This window comes from Sutcliffiella sp. NC1 (assembly GCF_027594365.1).
In the GTDB taxonomy this organism is placed as follows: domain Bacteria; phylum Bacillota; class Bacilli; order Bacillales; family Bacillaceae_I; genus Sutcliffiella; species Sutcliffiella cohnii.
The window spans coordinates 1,810,466-1,834,748 of record NZ_CP115153.1 but is presented as its reverse complement, the minus strand read 5'-3'; the positions used below and the strand labels follow the sequence as shown (position 1 = coordinate 1,834,748).

Below are 24,283 nucleotides of genomic sequence, written 5' to 3'. Positions count from 1 at the left end.
CTATGTAAATAAGTCAGACCTACTTTAGACCTGACTTTTCAACATTTTGTTATGTAGATTGGTTATCTATTGCTGCTCTAATTTCTCCACCAACCCAAGGCATTCCCCAATTTTTTACAAGTTGATCTTTCATGTCTCCGATAAATTGTAAAAAGGCACGTTTTTCTTCCTTTGATAAGCTTTGGTACTCTTCTAAACTTACTAGTTGTGCAAGGTCTTCGCCTTTAAGATGCATTTCTCTCGTTTTACATACTAATTCCCAAACTTTATTCGACATAATTTCCATATCCCTCCTTTCTTTTTACAGAATATCATAGTTGTTAAATATTCTCAACAATTAAAATATTCTAACATCTATTTTTTGTTTTAGGTTGTTATACCTAAGTAATGTTTAAGTTTTGATAGTGAATGCTCATTTTGAACAGGAGGTTTTAGCATGTTCAAACATTCGTCTACCTTATTACGATGGTAGAATATTTGAAATTTACAGTAATCAAAAGAACCACTTTGTTGCAAATTTTTCATTATTTCTATTCTGTTCTTTTCAAGTTCCTTATTGTCATACCACTCTTTTAATTTAGTAGCGAAAGTATCACCTTTTATCCTACTGTTTTCAATTCCCTTAATAAGAATAAAATTAGGCATTAACTTACGTAAGTCTGACTTTTGAGCAGACTGAATGTCTAAATAATCATTTTGCAGCTGAACAACCGCCCCTAAACTTTTGCCTATTTGTATATGCGTCAGCGTATTCTCCGGTTTTATTGTTGTATATGCCTCAAAAATGGAGAAAGCCATTTTTATTAGAATCCCGGATTTGCTATATACGTAGTCCCAATATTCCGTCTCTTCCATACAAAAAACATTCAGTTTGCTTTCATTCCATTGCCCAATAAGTGCATGTGAGACATGTGAAGATAAACAATGTAGTATTTTACTCTTTTTTGTTTTGCAAAAAACTTCTGCAGGTGAGCGCAGTATGATTGTATATGCATTTGTATACAACCAGTTAGCAAGGAGCATCGTATCTTCGAGAGGTAATTTTCCCCACGGAGCATCATTATTATCTCTATCTTTAATATCATCCATTATGTCCCCTGCTAGTAAAGCAAACTCTAAAGAGAAGGCAATACGTTCAGTCGCACTAGCTGGAACAGAATAATATTCCCCTAGCAAAAGCGACAAATCACTCCAAAACGAAACATTTTTCTCATGTAAAGGTTTACTTCTTTCCGCAAAAGAAGCAATAACATTCTCCTTAAAATCTTCCATATAAAATGGACTCTGACAGTTTAATAGAGTATTCACTTCCTCTAAAAATCTTTGTCTATTCATTTTGCTCTCCTTCCTAGTGATTTTAGGGATAGAAAAGTCATTAAAGTATTTTTTACATTTCTTTTACTAATGTGTGCCCATTAGCCTGTCCCTTCGCTCATCATTTTTGAATCATTAATTATATTATAACAGTTTCAGTAAGTTACTAAGAGCAACAAGAGGATAGGAAAGTTATTCACACATTTTTTACACCCTTCGCTAATATAAGCTTTAAGAATAATCCTGTCCACTCGTTCCAAGTTAATTATGTTAAGATTTTTCCTACTCACTTTTTTTAGATTAATAGATTAGCTTATCATATACGTGATATAATATAGAAAACTATATCGGAGGGATTTTGTATGGAAGAAACTTTGAAAAGAATACTTTCTGAACTTCAAAATGTCAATACCCGTTTAGACGGTATAGAAAATGGACAACTAGAGATAAAGCGTGACATTTCTAGTTTAGAACAAGGACAACAAGAGATAAAACGAGACGTTTCTAGTTTAGAACAAGGACAACAAGAGATAAAACGAGACGTTTCCATTATAAAAGATAATCTTATCAATGGTTTAGGCCCATATTTTGAACGCATAGAGCAACATATTGATGAAAGAACAGATGAACTAAAAGATACATTAGAAGACCAACAGCGTGTGATTGATATTTTATCGGTTCGTTCAATTAAGCATGAAAGTGAAATAAAAGATTTTAAGCGAATGTTAAAAAACCAATAGAAAATTAAGACGATTGTTGGTGGTTTTCCATTATAGATCCAAAAATAGAACCAACCACCAACAACTATACAATAAACCTCTTATTTTCTTCCTTATATTATTTTCAATATCTTACCTGTCCCCTCGTTTACTCTAATTTCCGATCAACTGCTTGAGGTGGTTGTTCGAACCAATCTTTATTAATCGTAAGGAATAGACTCTCACCATAGTACTTCTTCATCTTATTATTAATGTTTGTCAGCTTTAATATAATATCTGACCTTAAAGTAGTATTCAATGCCTGGCCGATCATCGTAAAGCAAAACATCCCAAGACATGCATTAACAAAATAAAGCATTAGTTTATCAGAGAAAGGAGATACTTCCACGTCAAATATTTGATAATCTCCAGAGGCGGATATTGGGACATTTTCTTCCTCTAATACTTCTTTTAAGGAATCTATTGTTGATTCAATTACATCCCTCCCTTTCCCGAAATGTTTCTTTAACTCTTCGTCATTACTTAGCTTATTAAACGTAACAAAAATCATTTTTGAAAAATATGCTCTATGAATAATTCTTGTTATGTTAGCAATTTCCGCTGCATTTAATGCTCTTGCTTCACTTAACGATTTGCTTAAATATTTTTTGCTATCTACAAACTCCACCTTTTTTTCAAATGTAAGTTGAGGTGGCTTAAGGTAAATACCTTTTTCTAGCATTAATTCAACCGTCTCATCTTGAAGCTGTATAGTAGTTTCCAAAGCGGTATGAAAATAGTTTCTTGTATCTTTTCTAGTGCAATCAGATAAAGCACTAGGATAAGTAGTTAAAGCGAGCAATGTAATGTCATGACAGAAATACAAAATAAAAGTATCAGAAAAGACTTTACTCGCCTCCTTCACTACATCTCTTTCTGTAAAACCGATTGGTGTAGGGAAATCTTCTTTCATAAAAAATGTAGTAAGTTTTTCTATATTTTGTTGTGAGGCATTGAACATTTTTTCAACAATTATTTTTATATCTTCATCGTCCGTAGTTGTAGAAAAATACTCCGTTAATTTCATAATTAAATTGCTCATTAAATAGGCTGCCCATATATTAGATAATTCCGTAGAAGTTAAAGGCACTTCAGATTTATGCATACTAATTCTCTCCTTCTTAAACCCCATTAATGTCTTTATTGTTTGTTTATCTAGTCATTATTATGAAAAGAAAAATAATTGAAGGTTTTTAACTTAGAGGAAATAATACGATCAAAAAAATGAAATGATAAGGGAGGAATAATCTTAAAAGAAATTACGCCAACTGAATTTGCTTAAATGCTTAAAAAGAGTGAAAAAGTAAATATATTTGATGTCCGTGAAGATGAAGGCTAGATAGGGAAGTAAAGTTTCTGAAAATTCATTATGCGATAAGTATAAAACATCTCAATAGTGTTAAAGATGCAATTATTAATATTATTGAGGTGTTTATTCATGTATTTATTATTAGTAATGATTGTTTGGATTCTTTTTGCTTATAAGTTTGTAGATTGGTCTCAATGGAAGAAGCAATATTCAACTATTCTATTTTTTATGGTTGTTAATCTTTTTTACAATTACTTTTATTACAACCATACATTATGGGCTTTTAGAGGAATTACAGCAGAATGGTTAAATCACTCCATTATTAATTTAGCATTTACTCTTTTTATCTGTCCCGTTGGATTAATTATTTATTTACAAAGGTTCCCTCAAAAACGAAATTCGCAAATAGTTTATATAGGAATATGGGTATTATTCTATTCAGTGATCCAAACATTATTTGCTTATACAGGAATGTATGTCTATGATAACGGATGGAACGGTTGGCTAAATTTACTATTAAATACTGTGATGTTTACAATTATTTATATACATTACAGAAGCCCTCTCAAAGCTATACTATTATCCATTCTGTTAGCTATTATTTTTTATATCTTTTTCCCATTCCCGCTGGAAAGCTTAAAATAGGAAGGAGTACTTCAAATGGAAATTAAAGAATTATTATCTATTCCAGTTTTTTTATTACTACTATTTTTAACATACATTATTATGTGGACATATTTAAATGTCCGAACAGAGGTTAGAAAGAAAAAAGGGCCGGTAGATTAAGGGAGACTGTTGGCTAATAGTAACCAATAGCAAAAGGGCTAACGCCTTGACAATAAACTACCAAATAAAAGCTAGTTCAAATACGACTGGATATTCAGCGTAAGTTTTCCAGCTAGTGAGTCAATTTCATTCGGAGTGAATGGCTTGTAATAAATTAATGTGGTCATGTAGTACCTTTCTTTTCAAAATGTATGCATATGAATACTTTGTAAATGAAAATGTTGTTGTGAATAGGATTAAACAAAAAATACAGAGTACTTATGATAAGTACTCTGTATTTTTTGTTTAATATTGATAGTCGATTTCGAAAATTGGCCTTAACATGAAAAAATAGATTCCACTTTCATAAATGCGTATTAAAACCCATATTGCTCATACGATTCATGGGCTGGCATGCCTTCGCTAATATACAGCTTCTTTTTTGTTAAATTCATGATAATCGAAAAAACAGTTTCGATATGTCGATGAGAAGGGATTTGATGATTGATATAATGATTTATTGAATTGGGAGCATTGAACGTATCACTGAACCACAATTTAAATGTTTCTTCATTAATCTCTATATCATTTTTTACTGCGTACTTTATAAGTTGTTCTGCTCTTCTAAGGCGAATTTCGGAATCACTATATCTTAAACTATTCCCTTCTCCAACATTCATTTTAATTTCAGGTGAACAGATGTGATTAGTATGCACGCCATATTCGGTCTCATTATTTGTAATAGCAATGCCAAATGGAGACACCTCAACATGAAAAGCTAACCCTTTATTTTCTCCCTCACTATATCCAATCATAAAATTAGCAGCGGACGCCATTTGTCCTTCTTGAATTTTCCCCATTGCTTCGTGTAGCGAACGAGAATCAAGAATCGAGCGAAGGCCTAAGTGAATCGGAACCCCATCGCTTTTCTTCTTAGAATGAAGGGCATTTAATCCGACACCAATCGAATGATCATTACAGCCAATTTTCCCAATTATCCCACCTTCTGTTACCATGACGATGTTCGGCCGGTCCTCCCTTTCTATTTTAAGCAACAACAAACTATTTTTTTGTGCGGCTTTCCAATCCCAATTTTGACCGATGATGGTATCAGCTGATAAAGGACTACATGTAAAAATACTTGTGCATCCATCGGTGAAAGAGGAATGTGCCTCCCCTGTAAGTGCGATTTCACTTCTAGCATTGAGAGCCAAAATATCTTCAAAATCCATTGATGCCCCTTCTGCTACTCCATGGATTTCTTCAAGTAAACGTTCATCAAATTTTTCAATGGCTTTAATATGGATTTTCGCACGTTCCTTTACTTCATTCCACCGAATACCTTGGTAGTCATAAAATAGTTTTTCATACGTTTCCATACTCCTAAGGATTTCTTCTTTCCCGAGTAGACCATGTTGTTTACCTATCTCATACGCGGAACCTGACAGAGTCAATTTCTTCATTTATAAACTCCTTTGTTCTCATACTACATTTCTATTACAGATTTTCCTTACGTCTCATCATGCTTCTCTCTTTCACAAAAGAAGCGACTTCTTGCCCTGTAACGAACTCTATATTCGGATAGCTTTTGATATACTGAATAAATTGATCAAGCATATCAATTCGGGATGGCCGACCTATGATTTGCGGATGACAAACTAAATTAAACAACTGACCACGTTTATAAATTGCATGAAATTCTTCTTTCCAGACATTCATGACATGTTGTGCTGGAAAAATCGGCCTTGCTGGCCCTGTTACACTAAATAAAAAGAAGGGAGCATCATCGAGCATCCAATGGACAGGAATTTCAATTAAATCTGTCTGCTTCTCTTGCTTGACAACACGATACGGGTTAATAGAATCCATCATATTACTTGAATAGAGAAAATCATGTTCAATTAATAGGTCTAACATATGCTCACTTGTTTCCCATGCTGGTGAGCGAAAACCGACCGGTTTATGTCCAATTACTTTCTCTAAAGCGGTTAATCCCTTTATAAAAACTTCCCTTTCTTTTTCTGGATCCTCCGGGTCAACCCATTCATGTAAATAGCCATGGTGACCTATTTCATGCCCATCCGCAATAATTTCTTCTACCAAAGATTGATATTTTTCAGCTACCCAACCTGGGATAAAAAACGTGGATTTTATTTCATGTTTTCGCAGGAGCTCCAAAATACTTGGAACTCCTACATTTGCCCCGAATACACCTTGTGATAATGTACCTGGTTTTTTAAGATTGTCTTTATTTCTAGAAATCCATAATGTTTCGGCATCGAAATCAAACGTGAGCATCACAGGTGTTTGTATCCCTTTTTTCCAAATCAATGTCATCATTCCTTTTTTAATTTTCACAGCGAATAGCCTAAGTCATAAACTCCTGGTAAAGTTAATTCTTGATTCAGTTGTATTGCCGCTTCTTTTGCCCAGTATGGTTCACGTAGAAGACCGCGACCAACGGCTACTATGTCCGCCCTGCCTTCTCGGATTATCGACTCAGCTACATACGGACTTTCTAACCGACCAACTGTAATAACGGGTAACTTAAACCTTTCTTTTATTACCTGGGCATATTGTGCTTGATAGGCAGGGTAGACGTCAGGTCTTACGGGATCATTTCCACCTGTGCTGACATCAAATATGTCCACTCCAGCTTCAATAAAATGAGGAATTAACTTTAGCATATGATTAAAGTTGTAACCATTTTCTCCGTACTCAACTGCTGAAATTCTTAAGATTAACGGCATCTCAGATGGAATACGTGAACGAATTTCTCTTATAACTTCGACGGGAAACACGTGATATTCACCATATTGATCGGTTCGATGATTCGTAGCTGGTGACATAAACTGATGCAAAAGGTATCCATGAGCCCCATGAATCTCAATCGTATCAAAACCTGCTTCAACAGCTAATGCGGCAGATTCACCAAACTTTTCACAAATCTCTTTTACCTCATCCGTAGTTAATTCCCTTGGTACTGGAGATTCTTTTGAAAATGGATGCTTTCCAGGACCAACAACATCGCTTCCTTCAATCACTGATTTTCTACCAGCATGGGCGATTTGGATGCCTATCTTTGAACCATACTTATGACATTCTTCCACAATTCGCTTGAAGTAAGGAACTTGGTATTCAGAGTGAAGAGTCAGACATTGATTAGTTATTCTCCCTCTTAATTCCACATTAGTCATTTCTAGAAATATGAGCCCTGTGCCACCAATTGCTCGACTTACATAATGAACAAAATGCCAATCTGTTGGAGTCCCATCTTTGTTTTCAGCTTGATATTGACACATTGATGACATCATAATGCGATTTTTCAACTGAAGTCCTTTATGACTAAATGAACTGAATAGTCCGGCCATTTCATACCACCTCCATCTGATTAGTTAAGGGTTGATTAGTTTTAGAAAATCCCTATCATTGATAAAAGGATGAAGTATACCACTGTCACAACAATGAACCCACCAATTAATATGACATAATCTTGTTTCTCAGGAGCAGCTTCCTCAGTGGCAAAGCCTTTGTCTTTTAATAATTTATAGCCTTCTTTTTCACTGTTTGTTTGTTTCGTTAGTAATGAGAGGATAATGAGTCCTCCAAATCCAATTGGAAAACTATAGACTGTAGGAAATGGTGCAAACCAACCCCAAAGATTGTTGGTGATGATCATAAACGCACCAACTGGAACACTTAACCAAATCATAATATTAACAGCTTTAATTGTGAGACGCTCCCAATATAATGAAAGGATTAAGGTTGGGAAGAGTCCAAGCGATGCGATTATCCCAGCTAACGATCCAGCAATAATTAATAAATAGTTTTGTTTAAAAGCCATGACTCCAACTAAAATTAAAACAATTACACTGATGCCGATTGTATATTTCTTCTTAGCGTCATCTGACATGTCCGGTTTTAGCGCATAGCGAAACAAATCTACTATCCCTTGCGAAATTGATAATGCTTGCGTGTTTGCCGTAGTAAATGCGGCTGACATTGCAGCACCGATGATGAGGACACCGACAATCCAAGGCCATACATGAACTGATGCATAGGCGGAAATGCTATCTGGATGCATTGAACCTGGTTCAATAACAGCCATTAACATACCAGCCGAAATAAAGATTAAAATTGATAAAACAACGGTAATGGTATAAGAAATAAATGACCCTTTTAAGACACTTTTTGGTTTATCGACTATAAGAGAACGGTTAATGATGTGAGGTGATCCACCAACAATTGCTAGCCACGCTAAAGCATAACCAACGAAACTTGCCATACCTAAACCAGAAGAACCTGTTGCTGACCAACCATCGAAGGATGAAATCGCTGCAATTCCTGCATCTACCCCTCCTACAGCAGAGATGGTTGCGGGCAGAATAATAATTGCAATTAGGATAAATAACACCATCGCAAACGTGTCTGTGATAACGACTGACCACATCCCTGACAAGCCAAGAGTAAATGCAACTATAATAACCATTATTGTGACTGCTAATGGTAACGGGATATCAAAAATAGTTTGTAGGATTAACCCACCACCTTGAATTTGTACTAATAGATAAAAATAGAGAATTCCTGCTAACGTTAAACCAAGGCCTGCATACATCCATTTTCCATTACTTCCAAATCTCACTTTATAGTATTCTGAAATACTAGTAACCCCAAGTTTTCTCATTCGTAAACCGATTAATGTGACAGCAATGATCCATCCAAAGGTAAAACTACTAGTATAAAAGAGGAGGAATGGCATCGGTCCCCAGTTCCAAGCAGAACCTACACCGCCGATAAAGGTCGATAGACTGACGTAGCTGGCTGTTAATGTACCAGTAAACATCCACCATTTTGCTTTTCTACCCATAATCCAATAATCTTCCGCCGTTTTAACATATTTCTTCACAACGATACTAATAAGAACGAATGCGATCAACACTATAACAATTCCCCATGCTAGATGCATAAATTATATCCCCCTTTTTAGGGCCATGTAATACAACAAGCCAAAGAAAAATGTAAACCCTAGAAAGTAAGCTAAAATGATTACTTCATGAATACCCGCGGAATCTTTAGGTGATGCAATAAACGCTAACGACGCAAGAAATCCCCAGACCAATACGCCCCAGCCAATCCAAACGACAATATCAAAGATATGACTGCTCTTTTTCGTTGGGTTTGTTTCATTCTTATCTTGATTCATTCAATTGCCCCCTTTTGATTATTAAATTATTTTGAACACCTAGAAATTCTAGGATGATACAAACCTTTTTTCTTTCACCTTGCTTGTTTATTTGAATTTGGTAGGCCATAATGACCAGATGATAGACCGCCATCAATCGGAATTATTTGTCCGGTCATGTACGTATTTAGCGAGGAAGTAATCATTTCAATTGCACCACTTACTTCTGTAGGTTTTGCAGGACGTCCAAGTGGGATTCTTTTGCTAAATGTCTGAACATAACTTGGATCCAACAACTCACTCTCAACCAGCCCTGGCGCAATACTATTCACTTGGATCCCATAATCTGCTAATTCAAATGCGAGTACTTTTGTTAGCATCACTAAGCCTGCTTTGGAAGCACAATAATGCCCTGACCCAATACGAGCTGATTGATAGCTTCCAGAGGAAATTGTAACAATATGGCCCCCACTACGTTGTGCAATCATCCTTTGAGCCACGTTCCGACATGTAAGAAACGCGCCTTTCAAATTAATGTCGAGTACACGATCCCATTCTTCTTCTTCCATATCAATGATTCGCATATCCGGGAAAATACCTGCACTATAGACTAAGATGTCAATTCCATCCCATTCTTCAACCATTATGTCTAGTGCCCTAGCAATCTCATTGGCCCTTCGGACATCCCCCTCCATTGTGAGAAGATCCTGCTGATACTGATTTTCCAGTTTGGTTAAGCCCTCTTGATTAATATCAAAGACAGCGACTTTTGCACCTTTTGATAGAAAATGGTTGACCGTGGCTAAACCGATACCAGAAGCACCGCCAGTAATTAACAATCTTTTCCCTTCAAAATCACTCAATTGTTTCGCCACCTCTTTCATTTACTGAGTCACATACCCTCCATCAATCACCAGTTCGGTACCTGTCACGAATTTGGATTCGTCTGAGGCTAGGTAAACAGCACCATAAGCAATATCATCTGGTTCACCAAAATCAGGCCAAGGCGTAAGAGTTCTAAATCGAGCAAGGATTTCTGGTTTTTCTAACTTTGCTTTTGTCATTGGTGTACGAATCATTCCTGGATGAATCGTATTGACTCGTACATAATTTTTTGCAAATTCAACTGCGGCTGTTTTTGTTAAGCCCATCATTCCGCTCTTCGCAGCAGTATAAGCCGCATTTTTCCCCGACCCTATTATTGCAAAAATAGACGATGTGTTGATGATCGAACCTCCTCCCGATGCAATCATTTTAGGCAAGAGTTCATACATCCCTAAATACACACTCGTTAAATTTGTTTGAATAATTTGATTCCATCTCTGATAATCTGTTTCTAATAACCCTTCATTGCCACTGATTCCAGCATTATTCACTAATACATTGACTGTAGTGAATTCAGAATCAATTTTATCGAGAATTTGTTCCCAACTCTGTTTACTAGAAACATCAGCTACAATCACTTCTATTTTTTGGCCAAATGGTGCTAACTCGACTTTCAACTCCTCTAAACGTTGCTGATCTAGGTCAACTAATAAAAGTTGCGCCCCTTCTTTTACAAATTTTTCTGAAATAGCTTTTCCAATTCCCCCTGTCGCCCCTGTCACTACCGCAACCTTGTCAGCTAAACGCATTGTTCAATCCCCCCTTAGTCATCTAGTTGTCTTCGATTTCAAGGTTATAGACTTCTTTCATAGCCTTTGCGGAAATATAGCCATCTTTATAATCTTGAATTACTTTTTCTTTTGGTCGGTTTTTCGGTGAACCGTAGCCACCAGATCCGGGGGTTTCAAAATATAAAATATCGCCTTTATTTACAATTAAACTTGTCGTTTTCCCATATAGTCTTTGTTCGTTTTCTGTTCCACGATTTAATATTTTTTGACCAGGCCGACCATCAAGTCCACCGTAAAATCCTTTAGGATTGGTAGTTTCGCCATCGCCGCGTGTCGTTAGTGTTAATTGATCTTCAAGCATTTCGATTTCTCTTATAATCCCTAATCCACCTCGGTATTCTCCCATCCCCCCAGAATCTTGGTGGAGTTCATAAGTATGAAATAATAGTGGATACTCTAATTCAGCTGATTCAATAGGCACATTCATGCAGTTCCCAACATGAACATCAATACCACTTAATCCATCTTTCGTTGGGCGAGCCCCCATCCCTCCACCATTCAATTCATAATAAACAAAGTAGTCATTCGTTTTCGGATTATTTCCACCAATTGCCACTGTCGTTGCATGTGCATTACTAGAAGCAGGAATTCTATCTGGAAGTGCTTTTGACATCGCTTCAAGACAGATATCACTTAACCTCATAATTGTGTGATATCGACCACTCACTGGTGCAGGGAAATGTGGGTTTAGGATGGTCCCTTTTTTGGTTCTGACTTCAATCGGCTTATAAGCACCTTCGTTTTGGGGAACAGATGAATCCGTTACACATCTGGTTATATAATAAGCTACAGCATTTACCGTTTCCTCCGTGACATTAAATGGACCTTTCGCTTGATCGGCACATTTGGTAAAATCATAGATCATTTTGTCGTCTAAAATTTCAATACTCACGTGGAGTTGGATTTGCTCATTCTTTACCACCCCATCATCATCTAAATGACCTGAGGCAGTATAAATCCCATTTTTGATTGCTTTTATTTTGCTTTTAATGCGATTTTCCGAATAAGTTTCCCACGCTTGAACAATCTCTTGAATCGTTTTAATTGAGTATTTCTCGTACAAATTCCTTACTCTTTTTTTACCGATTTCATTCGCTGAAATTTGTGATCTTATATCACCTAATGTGTAAGAAGGCATTCTTACATTAGCTCGAATAATACTGATTAGGGTTTGATTTTCTATCCCTTTTTCATACAATTTCACTGGTGGGATTAGCAACCCTTCTTGATAAAGTTCTGTCGCATTCCCCGGGGCACTCCCCGGAGCAATCCCCCCGACATCAACGTGGTGGCACATACTTCCGCAAAAACCAACCAATGTATCTTTGACGAAAACGGGAGCAAATAAGAGAATATCTGGACTATGAGAAGCCCCCATATAGGGATGGTTAATCATAATTTGATCGCCTTCAAAAATTTCGGCTTGTGTAAAATGATTTTTCAAAATGCCTTTCAGCGTTCCTCCCATTGACCCTAAATGGGTCGGAATATTATCTGATTGTGCGATTAAATTTCCATTTTGATCAAACACAGCCGTTGAAAAGTCTAATGCCTCGCGGACAATACTTGAATAGGCTGTTCGCTGTAAGGCAGCACTCATTTCTTCTGCAATTGACATAAACGAATGACCTACTACTTCCATTGTGATTGGGTTAATATTTGCTGCAATCAAGAGGATAACCCCTTTCCTAATGAAATAATTATGTTTCCGAAACGATCAAGTTGCGCTTCTTCATTTACTTCAACAATAATTGTTGTGTCCAAGCCATCGATAATTGCCGGTCCAGATATGCGATTTCCGCTAACCAGTTTGTCTAAATAAAACACCTCAACTTCTTCGAATTGATCTATTGAAAATAGGTAAACATTACGCTTTTGTTTTCTTGAATCTTCAGGCGGTTCTAACTGCAGTTCTTCGTAATGTTCAAGGCCAATTTCTGAAGTTAAACCAATCGCAGATAGACGGTAGTTCACCACTTCAATTGGTTGACTTTGGTCACAATACCCGTACTCCCTTTCATAATATTCAAAAAATTTACGCGATATATTTTCCAAGTTTATTTGGTCGTCCTGCTCTTCCAGTTCTACGTTTATTTCAAATGCTTGGCCTTTAAATCGTAAGTCTATTGATCTACGCAATTCTTGGTTTTCAAGTATTACCCCTTCTTTTTCTAGCAATTGTTTGCCACGTTCTTCTAACGTATTGAATTCACCGACAATTCTTGGTAAATTCGCTATATCGAGCGAAATAAGATTGGTTGTTGTAAAATCGTGTTTTATGTCTGCCACTAAAAATCCAAATGCTGATAACACGGAGGATGCATTCGGAATCACAACTTTTTGAATTCCTAGTTCACGTGCAATCGCTGTGGCATGAAGCGGTGAAGCTCCACCGAAAGCGAATAAAGTGAACTCTTCAGGGTTATGCCCTTTTCTGACTGAAACTAGACGCACTGCTTCAGCCATGTGATGATTCGCTATTTTTACCATCCCAACGGAGATCTCATCTGCAGAGAGGTGAGATTGTTCAAGGAGTTTTTGTTGCGCTTTAATTGCAGCTTCAAGATCTAAGTTCATTTCTCCACCAAGGAAATATTCTGGATCAATTCTTCCTAACAAAAGGTTAAAATCTGTGATTGCGATTTTCCCACCCCCATTTCCGTAACAGGCAGGACCAGGAAACGCCCCAGTACTCTCAGGTCCAACTTTAAAAAGTCCTCCCTCATCGATACGCCCAATACTTCCTCCCCCAGCTCCTACCGTTTCCATTTCAATCATTGGTGCTTTTAAAGGATAATTTTTCAATCTACTTTCAAGTGTCGTTTGTGGAGAGCCATCTTTAATCAAAGCAACATCGGTACTCGTACCGCCCATATCAAAGGTAATAATATTATTGATGCCTAGCTTCTCAGCGATAAACCCTGCAGCGACGACCCCACCAGCTGGACCTGAAAGTAAGGTTTGAATTACGTTTTCTGATGCTTCGCGCATCGTCATAATACCGCCATTGGATTTCATGATATAAGGAACTTTCACTTTGAGTTGTTCTAGTTTTTTCTCTAAATTAACAAAATAATTTTTTGTTTTTGGTTTTAAATAGGCGTTAACTACAGTGGTGATCGTTCGTTCATATTCCCTAAATTCTGGTGAAACATGATGGGATAACGAAACATGACATTCAGGGAATTCTTCTTTAATAATTTCTTCTGTTCTTAGTTCGTGAAGTGGATTGTTGTAGGAATGGAGGTAAGATACAGCTATGGAATGGATATTATTTTCTTTTACTATTCGTACAAATTTCCGAACATCTTCTTCATTTAACGTATGTAAGACCTCTCCGTCTGCCTTCATTCGTTCACGTACACCGAAACGAAATTGTCGGTCAACAAGACTGGGTGGTTTATCTTGAAATAAATCATAAAGCTTTAAACGCTTTTGTCTCCCAATTTCGATGACATCTCTAAATCCTTGTGTTGTAAAAAGGGCTACTTTGGAGCCTTTATTTTCAAGAAAAGCGTTAGTTGCAAACGTTGTCCCATGTACAAAATAATCTATTTGTTCTGGCTTGATTTGTGCTATGTTCATGATTTTCCTAATTCCATTAATTACACCTTCTGAAGGATCATTTGGAGAAGATGGAGTTTTTGTAAAATGCAGCTTCTTCTGCTGCTCGTTGAATAAAACAACATCGGTAAATGTCCCTCCAACATCTACGGCTAGTTTATAGTTTGTTGTCATTTTTTCCCCTCACTTTGTGATGATTTATTTAACTTTATCCAGTAATGAATAATAATTACCAGCAAGATTTAGTAGCAAGTTTTTTTGACTGTGTAGTGGAATTGTCCTTAATGGGAGTTCTTCCAATTTTGATTTCTCTCTATTAGGATTGATAATATTCTGTGCAACATATTCACCGAACAAAGTAGAAGTAGATGCCCCATGTCCACAATAACCTAATGCATAATGAATGGTCTTCTTTATGGTGCCAACATGCGGAAAAAAGTCCATTGGAAAAGCCACTTTTCCGCCCCATTTGTATTCAATTTTCTTATCCGATAATTCTGGAAATACCTCTAATAGATTCTCTCTTAGAGATTGATAAAGGCTTTCATCTTCTTTACTATTAAAACTCACCCGACCACCGAATAAAATGCGTTCATCCGGCGTTCTCCTGAAATAATATAGAAAATTCTTCGTATCTGATATCATGCGGTTATTAGGGATGAGCCGTTCGGTAATCTCTTTTCCAAGTGACTCTGTAGCAATAATATAACTGCCCATTGGCATAATGGAGCGAGTTAATTTTTTGTTGAGTTTCTCCGTGTAGCCATTTGTGGCAAAAACAATATGAGAGGATTGAACAACACCCCATTTCAGTCTTAACAGAATATCCATGGTGATTCTCCTCTACTGAGCTGACTTCTGTTTGTTCATAAATTTCTCCACCTTTTTCTTCCACTGCATTCGCCAAACCTATTGCATAGTTTAACGGATGGAATGAAGAGCTCTTAAAATCTATTAACCCACCGTAATAAAAATCACTATCCAACTCTTTTTTTAGCTGGTTTCGGTCAACGTATTGGAGCTCATACTTATAAGCTTCCCACATAAACTCTTGTTCTCGTTTCAAAGCTTCCGAATGGCTTGATTTGAATGCAGCTTTCATGCTACCACAGTCACTTAACGAACATTCAATTCCTTCCGCTTTAACAATTTCACGTACTTTTTCAATCCCTAAACTGGACTGATCAAGAAATATTTTCGCTGTTTCTCGACCCCAACGCTTTTCAATTTTTTGAATACTATTCTTGAATCCTGTTAATACCATCCCGGCATTTCTTCCACTAGCTCCCCAACCAACGACGTTTTTTTCTAAAACAACACAATTGATTCCTGCTTTTCGTAAGTAATAGGCTGTAGCCAGTCCCGTGAACCCTGCACCAATTATTACTATATCTGTCTGGATTTCCCCCTCAAGTGATGGTCGTATTTTCAATGGATTTGATGTGGCCGCCCATAGTGAATCTGTGTGAATCATGCTTATTAACCCCTTTTCTCCAAATGTAATCAAAAGGCTTATTTGAATGAATTAATTGCATTCACATTCTCAGATTGTTCTAGAATTGTTTCAATATTGAAACTTCATTTCTTATTTGATATAATTGAATATAACAAACCGTCCATTTCGCTGTCAATGTAATTTTCTAAAAATATCGAATATTATAAATTTATGTTCTTAGAGTAGAAAACTAAAAATATACTTAAAGGTAGGTTTAAAATGAGTGAATTAGAGAAAAAGAACAGTAACTTTATCCCTTCTGTGTATTCTGCACTTAACATACTAGAATTTTTAACGAAGGAAAAATACAAAAAAAGCACATTGACTGAACTATCAAGTGCCCTTGGCATTAGTAAAAGTACTTGTCTACGAATATTAAAAACATTGGAGCTCAAAGATTATGTTCACTTTGATCCGATTAGTAAACGCTATAAACTAGGCTCTTATTTGATTTTTCTTGGATTGCGATCTAAAGAGATGAATGACTTTATGAATACATCAATCTCTTATTTGTCCACAATTTGCGAAGAAGTTAACCAGACTGTCGTTTTAGCCAAACCAAATGATGATTTACATTTGGTTTACATTGCAAAAGAAGAACCAGATCAGCAAATAAGGTTAACGATTTCGCCTGGTGAAACGTTCCCAGTCATTGGTGGTGCTGTTGGTAAATGTTATCTTGCTCATTTACCTGATTCTGAAATTACCAAGATTATTTCAGCATTTATGGTGGATGGACATCTTCCACGTTACACTGAAAATACAATTACGGATCCCGAAAAGTTTAAAGAAGAATTAAGAACTATTAGACACGAGGGAATTGCTGAAACGAATTCTGAGCATACACAAGGAATTCATGCTATTGCCTGTCCAATTTTTAATGGCAAAGGCGAGGTAGTTTTATCAGTCGGCATCTTTTTACATAGCACCTTTTCTAATAGTTTATCTGACATAACCTATTATAAAGATGCCTTAAGAAAACACGCACACAATCTAGAATCGTTAATATCAAGATACTTTTAAGGCACACTAGAAATAAGAAGATGCGCCAGCCATTATACAAGTTTTGGATGGCGCTTAGTACTTATAGAACTTTTTTAAATGAGTAACAAAATTTCTCGTACCCCATTTTGGTCTCATAAAATCTGTGTGCGTCTACTCTTGCTAACCCAGATTCTAAAGCTACCATACCGCACCCACTATCTCTTGCAAATTCATGAATGTATGAAAGTAATTGCTCCCCATACCCCTTAGAACGGTGAGTCGACTGAGTAACTAAGTCATACACAAAGACATGTTTCCCATAATAAAAATTAGTTTTTATCGTAACTCCGGCAACTGCAACAATTTTATTATTTTCATATAAAGCAAACATTCTATATCCTTCTTCCCTCATACTACAAAGAAAGTCGAAATATGTTTTTTGGTTTAAATGAATTCTTAATTCATTTATCACAGGAAATGCTGCAAGCCATTCTAGCTCTTTGACTAATTCTTTAATCATCCAATTCACCTCTCGAAGAAATTTACAAAATTTTTTTTTAATTTCATTTTCAATCATATTCATACGATTATAGGTTTATTTGGTATTATTAAAAAACTTGATTTATTCTTAGACAAAAACTGAGAAAAATTATAAAACAATAAGAAAACAACTAATACTCTAAATATAGTATAAGGGGTTACAAGAAATAGACTTACACATATTAATATAATAATACTCAAGCTATTTCTTAAAGCTTCTGTGAGGGTTTTTTTGCTTTAGAAATATTAGAACAGTTCTCCTTGCGTTGTAATACTACTATTTTACAGTTTTGATTTCCCCTGAAGATGAACTAGCAGAATAAAATTTAAAAGCACAGAAAAAACTGTCCTTTTATTTACGAACCTATTAAATTATTACTTTTCTTTCAACATTAGCTTTGCTTCTCGTTCATTACGGTACCATATAAATCTTGAAATACAGAAACACCAACTATAATGTTAGCCCAGTAAGAAGAAATATTTTACTCGTTACCCTCTACTCTTTTCGTTTTTCTTTGTTAAGTTACCATTCATTCACTAATACTACTTTTCCAACTGCCTTATTAGATTCCAATAAAGAATGCGCTTCATTAACTTGATCAAAGGTGAAAACTTTTTCATCGACAAGTGGCACTAGTTTTCCTGCCTCAACTAGTTTTGTTACCTCTTTCAATATTTCCCCATATTCCTGTCTTTGGTCCTTAGTAATTACCTTTAATAACATGAACGTAATATGTAGGGACAGTGCTTTAGCATGTAGAGGGGACAAATCATGTGTTGAACGTGCTGCGATTGCTACAACAGTTCCATAAGTGGCAGCTGCTTCAAATGACCGATTAAGGTTATCGCCACCAACCGTATCGAACACAACATCAAACCCTTTTCCATCGGTATTTTCCTTGATGTATTCTTCAACGGATTGTTCCCGATAATTAATAACTTTATCTGCACCTAAACGTTTTCCTATGCTCAACTTTTCGTCAGATGAGCCCGTTGTAAATACTTTGGCTCCCGCAAGCTTTGCTAACTGAATTCCAATATGACCTACACCACCTGTAGCTCCATGAACGAGTACTGTTTGATCTTTTTGCACATTTGCACGATTATAAAGTGACTCCCATGCAGTAATAGTTACTAGAGGAAGAGCAGCTGCTTGGGCCATCGTTAAATTTTTCGGTTTATGAGCTAGAAGGTTAACATCCGCCAGCATATATTCTGCAAGTGCACCACCTGTTCCTTTAAAACCACCGGCGCACCCATATACTTCATCACCAACCTGAAACTCTGTTACCCCTTCTCCGACTTCTGCGACAACTCCTGCTACATCGCCATGTAGTACAGCTGGGAACTCTGGCGCAACTGCTGGAACGAAGCCGGCACGAACCTTTGTATCAATTGGATTTACACTTGTTGCTCTTACATGAATAACGACATGCCCTGTAACTACTTTAGGCTTAGGAATTTCAGTAATTTCAAAAACAGATGGGTCTCCAAACTTATTTATTACCAGTGCTTTCATTTTTTCTCAAACTCCTTTTCCTTTAATTTAAAATAGGCGCTTGTTGTGGATAATTTGTTCTTGATACTTTCCAGGTTACGTACTTTCTATTTACGTTCTGAAGGTTTGCTAAGATGGGTTTCGAATTTTTAGATTCTTCTTACAATTAAAATTATACTTTATATATTATAGATTTAATAGTCGCACATTTTTAATTAGTTAGTACCTTCTCAGTTTAGGGATTGACAGAAAAAAATTGTATCTAGAGCACTTGTAAAAAAGTCACAAAGACTAATGTAGTTACCGTTTTAGTGGGGAAAAATTTGCTATACTATTTCTAATAAAAGCTTTAAAAACATATGAAAATACAGTATTGATTAGGTCTTATTTTAAGAGTTTGAACAGTAATCAGCGGGCTATTAAAATACTAGCATTCTCTTTAAAAATGGAACCCCTTTTTTAAAGGCTAGTGTACCGGGAAGAATCGTATAGTTGTAGAAGAGTATTAGGAACAGTGTGGGTTGTCAAAGTTGCGTGATAGGAGAAATCTTTTTTGAGGTGAAAATGGAAGGTCCATATAAGTCAAAAATAATGGAACATCACAATGAGTTCTATAGGAAAAAATACAAAAAAAAGAGATTCTTTTCCACATTATACTTTAAGGCAGTGGAGGGCAGTTACAACTATGCCCCCCAACTCTGCCTCATTTTTTCAGAATCATTAAATTGTGGTAGTCGACATATTTTTGATGAATCGTATGTTTGATCGTAATTTTCTTATTGTGTAGTGAGTTGTTTTCATTAATATGTTGAACACGTTCATTTTGAAGGTCTAACGTTATTGCTCCTCTGTCGAACATTACATGATGATTTGGGCAAAGTACTATCATGTTTTCTTTCATATCCGGTCCATTGTGCAATCCTAATGGTTGAATATGGTGTACTTCAGTAGAGTACTGATTAAATCCTGTTTCTACTACTTCTCCACACACTTGACACGTATGGCGATATAGTTGCTTTAATTGTTGGACAAGGGTTTGATCTCGTAATACAACCTTTACTTCTCTAGACTCTTTAACAGGATTTAGTGACCCTTCTTTTATGATAATTTTTCTGGAGGTAGTATAAGGTTGTACATTATCTACTTTCCGAGGTCTCATAGAGCCTATCGGTTCTCGTGAAATATCAGGTGCGAGTTTAACATTGGTATGCTTAATATTATTGTCTATTGATTCCATTTCTGTTGGAGCACTCTTTACTTCTAAACCACTAGACTCACTTAGAGGTTTTAAAGGACCTGAAACTTCCATTTGTTCCAAGTCAGATAACGAAACAAAGGAAGGAATATTCATTAACTTCTTTCCTCTTACATGGATAACCTTAACATGTTCGACCTTATTTTCTTCTACAAGGATTTGCTCAAGTTCCTCTAATGTGTATTTACGAAGACGGTTTTGGATATCTACTAATCTTAGTCGCTCATTTTCTAGTATCTTCCCATAACCATTATGCAAGACATCGCTAAAATATAAGTTACCTGCAATTCGATTTTTTCTTTGAATTGTGATTTTGAGTATGTCAACATCTTTACACGGCACTTTAAAAATCTCTTTGTTATCTATTATTATTTTCGGGAAAGCAAAGCTAAACCCTTCCCTATTTTGTTCGAGAGCGTGCTCTAATTTTTCTATTCTTTTCAAACTTTGCTTCGTTAATACTAATTTATGAGAGTTATTAAGTTCATATCTAACATCTGTAAAAAGAATTTCGCCCCTTAACAAGTCACGAGGTTTAGATATCTCTCTTTCAAATTGTCCTCGTCCCCATGTAACAATTAGTTTTCCATCATTCGTATATGGGAAAATCCCTTGCAAGTCATTATTCCTATGGCATTGATAAATATACTCCATTGTAGCTAAATGCTTTTCTTTTGTTACATCTACTTCTTTAGGAATATTTTTAAAATGTACGTCTTTGTAGGTAAACTCTTGATGTTTCATGCGTGTAACACACCTTTTTCATATACTTTCTTTATTATATAAAAGGTGACAGAGAAAATAAATGAGAGTTATTGTTAGATGCACAAAATTAACATGATTTGGTGAACAGAGGGACAGGAAACACTAGCGTTGCATGACTTCCAAAAAAATCCATAATTTCAATAATTATGGATTTACATTTAATAAAAAAACTCCTATTGTAGAATGTGTGACCTTGTTTTGTTCCCTTAAACAAACAAGTCATCTACAAAGGAGCTTTAAAAATGAATAAAGATAGTATAGAACGTGAAATGCTTATTTGTCAATGTTTATCACTTCTTCCTACTGAGGATTTTGATTGTCCATTATTGGATTATAGTAACTATAAACTTTCAACTAAATCATTGGTTAAAACGTTTGTAGCTGCTCAACTGGATCATTGGAGTTCCTATAGCCATATGGAAGAAAAGCTTGAGGCTTATCCAGAGCTTCGTATGGAAATTGGGATAGAGGAAATCAGTAGATCACAGTTAAGCCGTAGAATTAACGAACTGCCAACTGAACTAGTACAAAAACTATTTATAAAAGTTGTAGAGAAACTCTCTCAACTTACTAAAGGGTTAATGGGACTTCCAAATGGGTTAGGTAGGTTACGAATTATTGATTCTACTGAAATAAAGTTACCTCATAATTTATGTGACTGGGCAAAGATTTCGAAGAAGAAAACTGGCGTTAAAATGCATACAAGACTAATGGTTGCGTCACCCGATGTTGTATATGCAGACAAGATTGTACCATCTTCCGGAAGGTTAAGTGATTTTGAAAGTTCGGATGTAATGATAGAAGAATCAGACTATATCTATATAATGGACCGTGGCTATCCTTCAAGAGAGAATCTGCAATCCTGGCAAGCGAAGGAGATATCGTTTGTAGCACGGGTATCCAAGTCACTGCGATTGGGTATCTTGGAAGAATATACACCTACCCACTCATCCGTGGTTCAAGACGCAAAAGTATCCTATACTGTTTCTCAACCACCAGTTCGGTACGTAGAATTCATCGATGAAAAACAAAGAACGTATAGAATTCTAACGAATAGATTTGACCTCACAGATCAACAAATAATGGAATTATATCGAGCAAGATGGACGATAGAGTTGTTCTTTAAATGGATCAAACAGCACTTAAGATTTACAAAAATATGGAGTACAAAGCCGCAAGGAATATGGAATCAAATGTTTTTAGCCTTGATTGCATATGGGTTAACTTTAATCGTTAAACTCCAAACTAACTCTAAAAAGACACCTTGGGAATTCTTTAGACTACTACAAACCTATCTGTATAAAACAGTAGGCTCATTTACTAAAGCGTTAAATAAGAAAAACAAAAAAACGTCTAAAGGAAGACAAAAGGTTCCAATACCAAAACAAAAGGTGTCGCCGGAACTTGGAAATGTAGCTTTGGATAAAAAGGGAACTAAGGAAAGAAAACGTCGATAGGAATTAACAATTGTAAAAAAAAGGGAACAAGGTCGAAAGTAACCTCGTTTCCCTTTTTTCTTTATGCGGACAAAAGCGACTTGAAAAAAAATACATAAATTCAACTAAGAGGAAATCGTGCAACGCTAGTGGACAGGAAAGTCGTTCAAGCATTTTTTTACATTTCTGTTTGCAAATGTGTGCACAATTTTTCCTGTTCCCTCCTCCATTGTCCTCCCATATGTTATTTTTAGTTAGCTATCTTGTAAACTGGGTCTTTTTTCTCCTCTTTTATTTTTTTAATATCGTATCTAATTAGTACAGTTAGAAATAGGGCAACGACTAACAATATCGTAAAGACTAAAAAGGCAGGGGTGTAAGTTCCGGTAGCATCATGGATAGAAGATACGACAATTGGTCCCACAACCCCAGCTAAAGACCACCCTGTTAAAATATACCCGTGAATGGCACCAAGCTCCTTCGTACCAAATATATCTCCAATAAAGGCAGGGAGGGTCGCAAATCCACCACCATATACCGTCATAATACTAAAAATTAATATCTGAAATAATATAACATTTGTTACATGTGGTAAGGTTAAAAATGCGAAGATTTGAATCGAAAAAAAGATTAAAAATACTGTAGGTCGTTGAATATAATCGGATGCACTGGACCATCCAATTCTTCCTCCACCATTAAAAATACCCATAAGTCCTACCATAGAGGCTGCAGCTGCTACATTGAGCCCTACCATTTCTTGGGATAATGGAGAAGCTACCGAGATAATCATAATACCCGAGCTAATATTAATAAAAACCATTCCCCAAAGAAGCCAAAATCGTTTCGTTTTTATTGCTTCATTTGCTGTTAGTTGGTCCAAGTCTTCTTTTAATTTCTTTGTGTTACCTTCTTTTACCTTAGCCTGAAGTTTAGGTACCCATCCTTGTGGAGGTCTTGTAATATACATGGCCCCACATATCATAAGAATAAAGTAAATGGTTCCTAATATATAAAAAGTAGTAGATACTCCTACACTTTCAATTAACCTAGCTGCAACGGGGCTCGTGATGAGTGCACCCGCTCCAAATCCAAATACCGCCATTCCTGTAGCTAACCCCCTTCGATCAGGAAACCATTTTACTAAGGTAGATACAGGTGAAATATAGCCAATCCCTAATCCAATCCCCCCGACTACACCATACAAAATAAGAAATAGGAGTAGTGACTCGGTAGAAACTGCGAAACCAGCCCCAACTTGTCCTGAGCTAAATAGAACAGCGGCTATCATGGCAGACTTTCTAGGGCCTATTCTTTCGACCATACGTCCAAACGTTGCAGCTGATAAGCCTAAAAACACAATAGCAAGAGTAAATGCTAAAGTTACTTCTGTCGCTTTCCAACCTATCGATTCTGCAATAGGTTTTGTATATACACTGTATGCGTAAGTAGAACCAATAGATATATGGATAGCAATCGCAGATAATGCAATGAACCATCGATTTTTGTTAGTATTCAATCCTCTCACTCACTCTCTAGTTTTTTTTGTGGTTTTTAACTAAGTTTATTGTTGGTTTTAGGAAGACTTCCTTTCTTTGTGTGCTATGTTTGTAAAGTTATATTCTCATATGTATTTGAAGAATATTTTTTCGTCACTTGCATCCTCCCCTAATTAATACAGTTATTTGTTATATCTATATGTCTATACTTTACCATCTTGTGAATGTTTTCACATAGTTGTGTAG

The 24,283-nt window shown here is 36.1% G+C and carries 22 protein-coding genes and 1 pseudogene; 5 read left to right on the top strand and 18 right to left on the bottom strand.

What is annotated here, in order from left to right; genetic code table 11:
• Positions 1-49: 49 nt before the first annotated feature.
• Positions 50-277: a hypothetical protein gene (locus O1A01_RS09380; protein ID WP_157076646.1), complete on the bottom strand. Its 228-nt coding sequence runs from the start codon at positions 275-277 to the stop codon at positions 50-52.
• Between the two features lie 89 nt (positions 278-366).
• Complete coding sequence (locus tag O1A01_RS09375) at positions 367-1,335, bottom strand: polyprenyl synthetase family protein (protein WP_066415895.1); 969 nt, start codon at positions 1,333-1,335, stop codon at positions 367-369.
• A gap of 341 nt (positions 1,336-1,676) precedes the next feature.
• On the opposite strand from O1A01_RS09375, the gene O1A01_RS09370 reads away from it, so the two are divergent.
• Positions 1,677-2,054, top strand: a complete 378-nt coding sequence (locus O1A01_RS09370; protein ID WP_066415897.1) for a hypothetical protein — start codon at positions 1,677-1,679, stop codon at positions 2,052-2,054.
• A gap of 127 nt (positions 2,055-2,181) precedes the next feature.
• Here O1A01_RS09370 and O1A01_RS09365 read toward each other — a convergent pair whose 3' ends face one another.
• Positions 2,182-3,177, bottom strand: a complete 996-nt coding sequence (locus tag O1A01_RS09365; RefSeq protein WP_066415899.1) for a DUF3231 family protein — start codon at positions 3,175-3,177, stop codon at positions 2,182-2,184.
• A 333-nt stretch (positions 3,178-3,510) separates the two neighbouring features.
• Between O1A01_RS09365 and O1A01_RS09360 the strand changes: the two genes are divergently transcribed.
• Positions 3,511-4,026, top strand: coding sequence for a CBO0543 family protein (locus O1A01_RS09360; RefSeq protein WP_066415902.1), 516 nt, complete (start codon positions 3,511-3,513; stop codon positions 4,024-4,026).
• Positions 4,027-4,041: 15 nt separating this feature from the next.
• Positions 4,042-4,167: a hypothetical protein gene (locus tag O1A01_RS09355; protein ID WP_268874273.1), complete on the top strand. Its 126-nt coding sequence runs from the start codon at positions 4,042-4,044 to the stop codon at positions 4,165-4,167.
• A gap of 356 nt (positions 4,168-4,523) precedes the next feature.
• Here O1A01_RS09355 and O1A01_RS09350 read toward each other — a convergent pair whose 3' ends face one another.
• From O1A01_RS09350 to O1A01_RS09300, 11 genes and pseudogenes are all read right to left on the bottom strand, one after another.
• The gene (locus O1A01_RS09350) at positions 4,524-5,609 is read right to left on the bottom strand and encodes a C45 family autoproteolytic acyltransferase/hydrolase (RefSeq protein WP_066415904.1); all 1,086 of its coding nucleotides are present in this window, start codon (positions 5,607-5,609) and stop codon (positions 4,524-4,526) included.
• A gap of 34 nt (positions 5,610-5,643) precedes the next feature.
• Positions 5,644-6,477 (bottom strand): polysaccharide deacetylase family protein, encoded by an 834-nt coding sequence (locus O1A01_RS09345; RefSeq protein ID WP_235858119.1) that lies wholly within the window; start codon positions 6,475-6,477, stop codon positions 5,644-5,646.
• 23 nt (positions 6,478-6,500) lie between these two features.
• Positions 6,501-7,517 carry an NADH:flavin oxidoreductase/NADH oxidase gene (locus tag O1A01_RS09340; protein WP_066415905.1) on the bottom strand — a complete coding sequence of 339 codons (1,017 nt, stop codon included), beginning with the start codon at positions 7,515-7,517 and terminating at the stop codon, positions 6,501-6,503.
• A 41-nt stretch (positions 7,518-7,558) separates the two neighbouring features.
• On the bottom strand, positions 7,559-9,112 hold the full coding sequence (locus O1A01_RS09335) for a sodium:solute symporter family protein (protein ID WP_066415908.1): 1,554 nt from the start codon (positions 9,110-9,112) through the stop codon (positions 7,559-7,561).
• A gap of 3 nt (positions 9,113-9,115) precedes the next feature.
• Positions 9,116-9,349 (bottom strand): hypothetical protein, encoded by a 234-nt coding sequence (locus O1A01_RS09330; protein ID WP_066415911.1) that lies wholly within the window; start codon positions 9,347-9,349, stop codon positions 9,116-9,118.
• Positions 9,350-9,423: 74 nt separating this feature from the next.
• Entirely contained in the window at positions 9,424-10,191 is a 768-nt protein-coding gene (locus tag O1A01_RS09325; protein ID WP_157729277.1) for an SDR family NAD(P)-dependent oxidoreductase, read from the bottom strand.
• A 21-nt stretch (positions 10,192-10,212) separates the two neighbouring features.
• Positions 10,213-10,962 carry an SDR family NAD(P)-dependent oxidoreductase gene (locus O1A01_RS09320; RefSeq protein WP_066415915.1) on the bottom strand — a complete coding sequence of 250 codons (750 nt, stop codon included), beginning with the start codon at positions 10,960-10,962 and terminating at the stop codon, positions 10,213-10,215.
• A 22-nt stretch (positions 10,963-10,984) separates the two neighbouring features.
• Positions 10,985-12,676, bottom strand: a complete 1,692-nt coding sequence (locus O1A01_RS09315) for a hydantoinase B/oxoprolinase family protein (protein WP_066415917.1) — start codon at positions 12,674-12,676, stop codon at positions 10,985-10,987.
• Positions 12,673-14,742: a hydantoinase/oxoprolinase family protein gene (locus O1A01_RS09310; protein ID WP_066415918.1), complete on the bottom strand. Its 2,070-nt coding sequence runs from the start codon at positions 14,740-14,742 to the stop codon at positions 12,673-12,675. Before O1A01_RS09310 ends, O1A01_RS09315 begins: the two co-directional genes overlap by 4 nt.
• Positions 14,743-14,766: 24 nt before the next feature.
• A complete protein-coding gene (locus O1A01_RS09305) occupies positions 14,767-15,399 on the bottom strand; it encodes an NAD(P)/FAD-dependent oxidoreductase (protein ID WP_270066084.1) in 633 nt (210 codons plus the stop codon).
• Positions 15,400-15,454: 55 nt separating this feature from the next.
• A pseudogene (locus O1A01_RS09300) lies at positions 15,455-16,042 on the bottom strand (NAD(P)/FAD-dependent oxidoreductase); the annotation flags it as partial.
• 240 nt (positions 16,043-16,282) lie between these two features.
• On the opposite strand from O1A01_RS09300, the gene O1A01_RS09295 reads away from it, so the two are divergent.
• Entirely contained in the window at positions 16,283-17,086 is an 804-nt protein-coding gene (locus O1A01_RS09295; RefSeq protein ID WP_066415922.1) for an IclR family transcriptional regulator, read from the top strand.
• Between the two features lie 61 nt (positions 17,087-17,147).
• On the opposite strand, the gene O1A01_RS09290 is transcribed toward O1A01_RS09295, so the two are convergent.
• From O1A01_RS09290 to O1A01_RS09280, 3 genes are all read right to left on the bottom strand, one after another.
• Positions 17,148-17,567 carry a GNAT family N-acetyltransferase gene (locus O1A01_RS09290; protein ID WP_066415924.1) on the bottom strand — a complete coding sequence of 140 codons (420 nt, stop codon included), beginning with the start codon at positions 17,565-17,567 and terminating at the stop codon, positions 17,148-17,150.
• A 543-nt stretch (positions 17,568-18,110) separates the two neighbouring features.
• On the bottom strand, positions 18,111-19,106 hold the full coding sequence (locus tag O1A01_RS09285; RefSeq protein WP_066415926.1) for a zinc-dependent alcohol dehydrogenase family protein: 996 nt from the start codon (positions 19,104-19,106) through the stop codon (positions 18,111-18,113).
• A gap of 682 nt (positions 19,107-19,788) precedes the next feature.
• Positions 19,789-21,084, bottom strand: a complete 1,296-nt coding sequence (locus O1A01_RS09280) for an HNH endonuclease (protein ID WP_066415927.1) — start codon at positions 21,082-21,084, stop codon at positions 19,789-19,791.
• 263 nt (positions 21,085-21,347) lie between these two features.
• Between O1A01_RS09280 and O1A01_RS09275 the strand changes: the two genes are divergently transcribed.
• Positions 21,348-22,562: an IS4 family transposase gene (locus O1A01_RS09275; RefSeq protein WP_270066083.1), complete on the top strand. Its 1,215-nt coding sequence runs from the start codon at positions 21,348-21,350 to the stop codon at positions 22,560-22,562.
• Between the two features lie 229 nt (positions 22,563-22,791).
• Here O1A01_RS09275 and O1A01_RS09270 read toward each other — a convergent pair whose 3' ends face one another.
• Complete coding sequence (locus O1A01_RS09270; RefSeq protein ID WP_066415974.1) at positions 22,792-24,057, bottom strand: L-lactate MFS transporter; 1,266 nt, start codon at positions 24,055-24,057, stop codon at positions 22,792-22,794.
• Between the last annotated feature and the right edge of the window lie 226 nt (positions 24,058-24,283).

Excerpts from the sequence above, each read along its gene's own strand:
- O1A01_RS09305 (WP_270066084.1), bottom strand. The coding sequence starts at position 15,399 with ATGGATATTCTGTTAAGACTGAAATGGGGTGTTGTTCAATCCTCTCAT.
- O1A01_RS09285 (WP_066415926.1), bottom strand. The coding sequence starts at position 19,106 with ATGAAAGCACTGGTAATAAATAAGTTTGGAGACCCATCTGTTTTTGAA.
- O1A01_RS09380 (WP_157076646.1), bottom strand. The coding sequence starts at position 277 with ATGTCGAATAAAGTTTGGGAATTAGTATGTAAAACGAGAGAAATGCAT.
- O1A01_RS09330 (WP_066415911.1), bottom strand. The coding sequence starts at position 9,349 with ATGAATCAAGATAAGAATGAAACAAACCCAACGAAAAAGAGCAGTCAT.
- O1A01_RS09350 (WP_066415904.1), bottom strand. The coding sequence starts at position 5,609 with ATGAAGAAATTGACTCTGTCAGGTTCCGCGTATGAGATAGGTAAACAA.
- O1A01_RS09295 (WP_066415922.1), top strand. The coding sequence starts at position 16,283 with ATGAGTGAATTAGAGAAAAAGAACAGTAACTTTATCCCTTCTGTGTAT.
- O1A01_RS09355 (WP_268874273.1), top strand. The coding sequence starts at position 4,042 with ATGGAAATTAAAGAATTATTATCTATTCCAGTTTTTTTATTACTACTA.
- O1A01_RS09290 (WP_066415924.1), bottom strand. The coding sequence starts at position 17,567 with ATGATTAAAGAATTAGTCAAAGAGCTAGAATGGCTTGCAGCATTTCCT.
- O1A01_RS09375 (WP_066415895.1), bottom strand. The coding sequence starts at position 1,335 with ATGAATAGACAAAGATTTTTAGAGGAAGTGAATACTCTATTAAACTGT.
- O1A01_RS09360 (WP_066415902.1), top strand. The coding sequence starts at position 3,511 with ATGTATTTATTATTAGTAATGATTGTTTGGATTCTTTTTGCTTATAAG.
- O1A01_RS09365 (WP_066415899.1), bottom strand. The coding sequence starts at position 3,177 with ATGCATAAATCTGAAGTGCCTTTAACTTCTACGGAATTATCTAATATA.
- O1A01_RS09280 (WP_066415927.1), bottom strand. The coding sequence starts at position 21,084 with ATGAAACATCAAGAGTTTACCTACAAAGACGTACATTTTAAAAATATT.
- O1A01_RS09340 (WP_066415905.1), bottom strand. The coding sequence starts at position 7,517 with ATGGCCGGACTATTCAGTTCATTTAGTCATAAAGGACTTCAGTTGAAA.
- O1A01_RS09310 (WP_066415918.1), bottom strand. The coding sequence starts at position 14,742 with ATGACAACAAACTATAAACTAGCCGTAGATGTTGGAGGGACATTTACC.
- O1A01_RS09335 (WP_066415908.1), bottom strand. The coding sequence starts at position 9,112 with ATGCATCTAGCATGGGGAATTGTTATAGTGTTGATCGCATTCGTTCTT.
- O1A01_RS09370 (WP_066415897.1), top strand. The coding sequence starts at position 1,677 with ATGGAAGAAACTTTGAAAAGAATACTTTCTGAACTTCAAAATGTCAAT.
- O1A01_RS09320 (WP_066415915.1), bottom strand. The coding sequence starts at position 10,962 with ATGCGTTTAGCTGACAAGGTTGCGGTAGTGACAGGGGCGACAGGGGGA.
- O1A01_RS09275 (WP_270066083.1), top strand. The coding sequence starts at position 21,348 with ATGAATAAAGATAGTATAGAACGTGAAATGCTTATTTGTCAATGTTTA.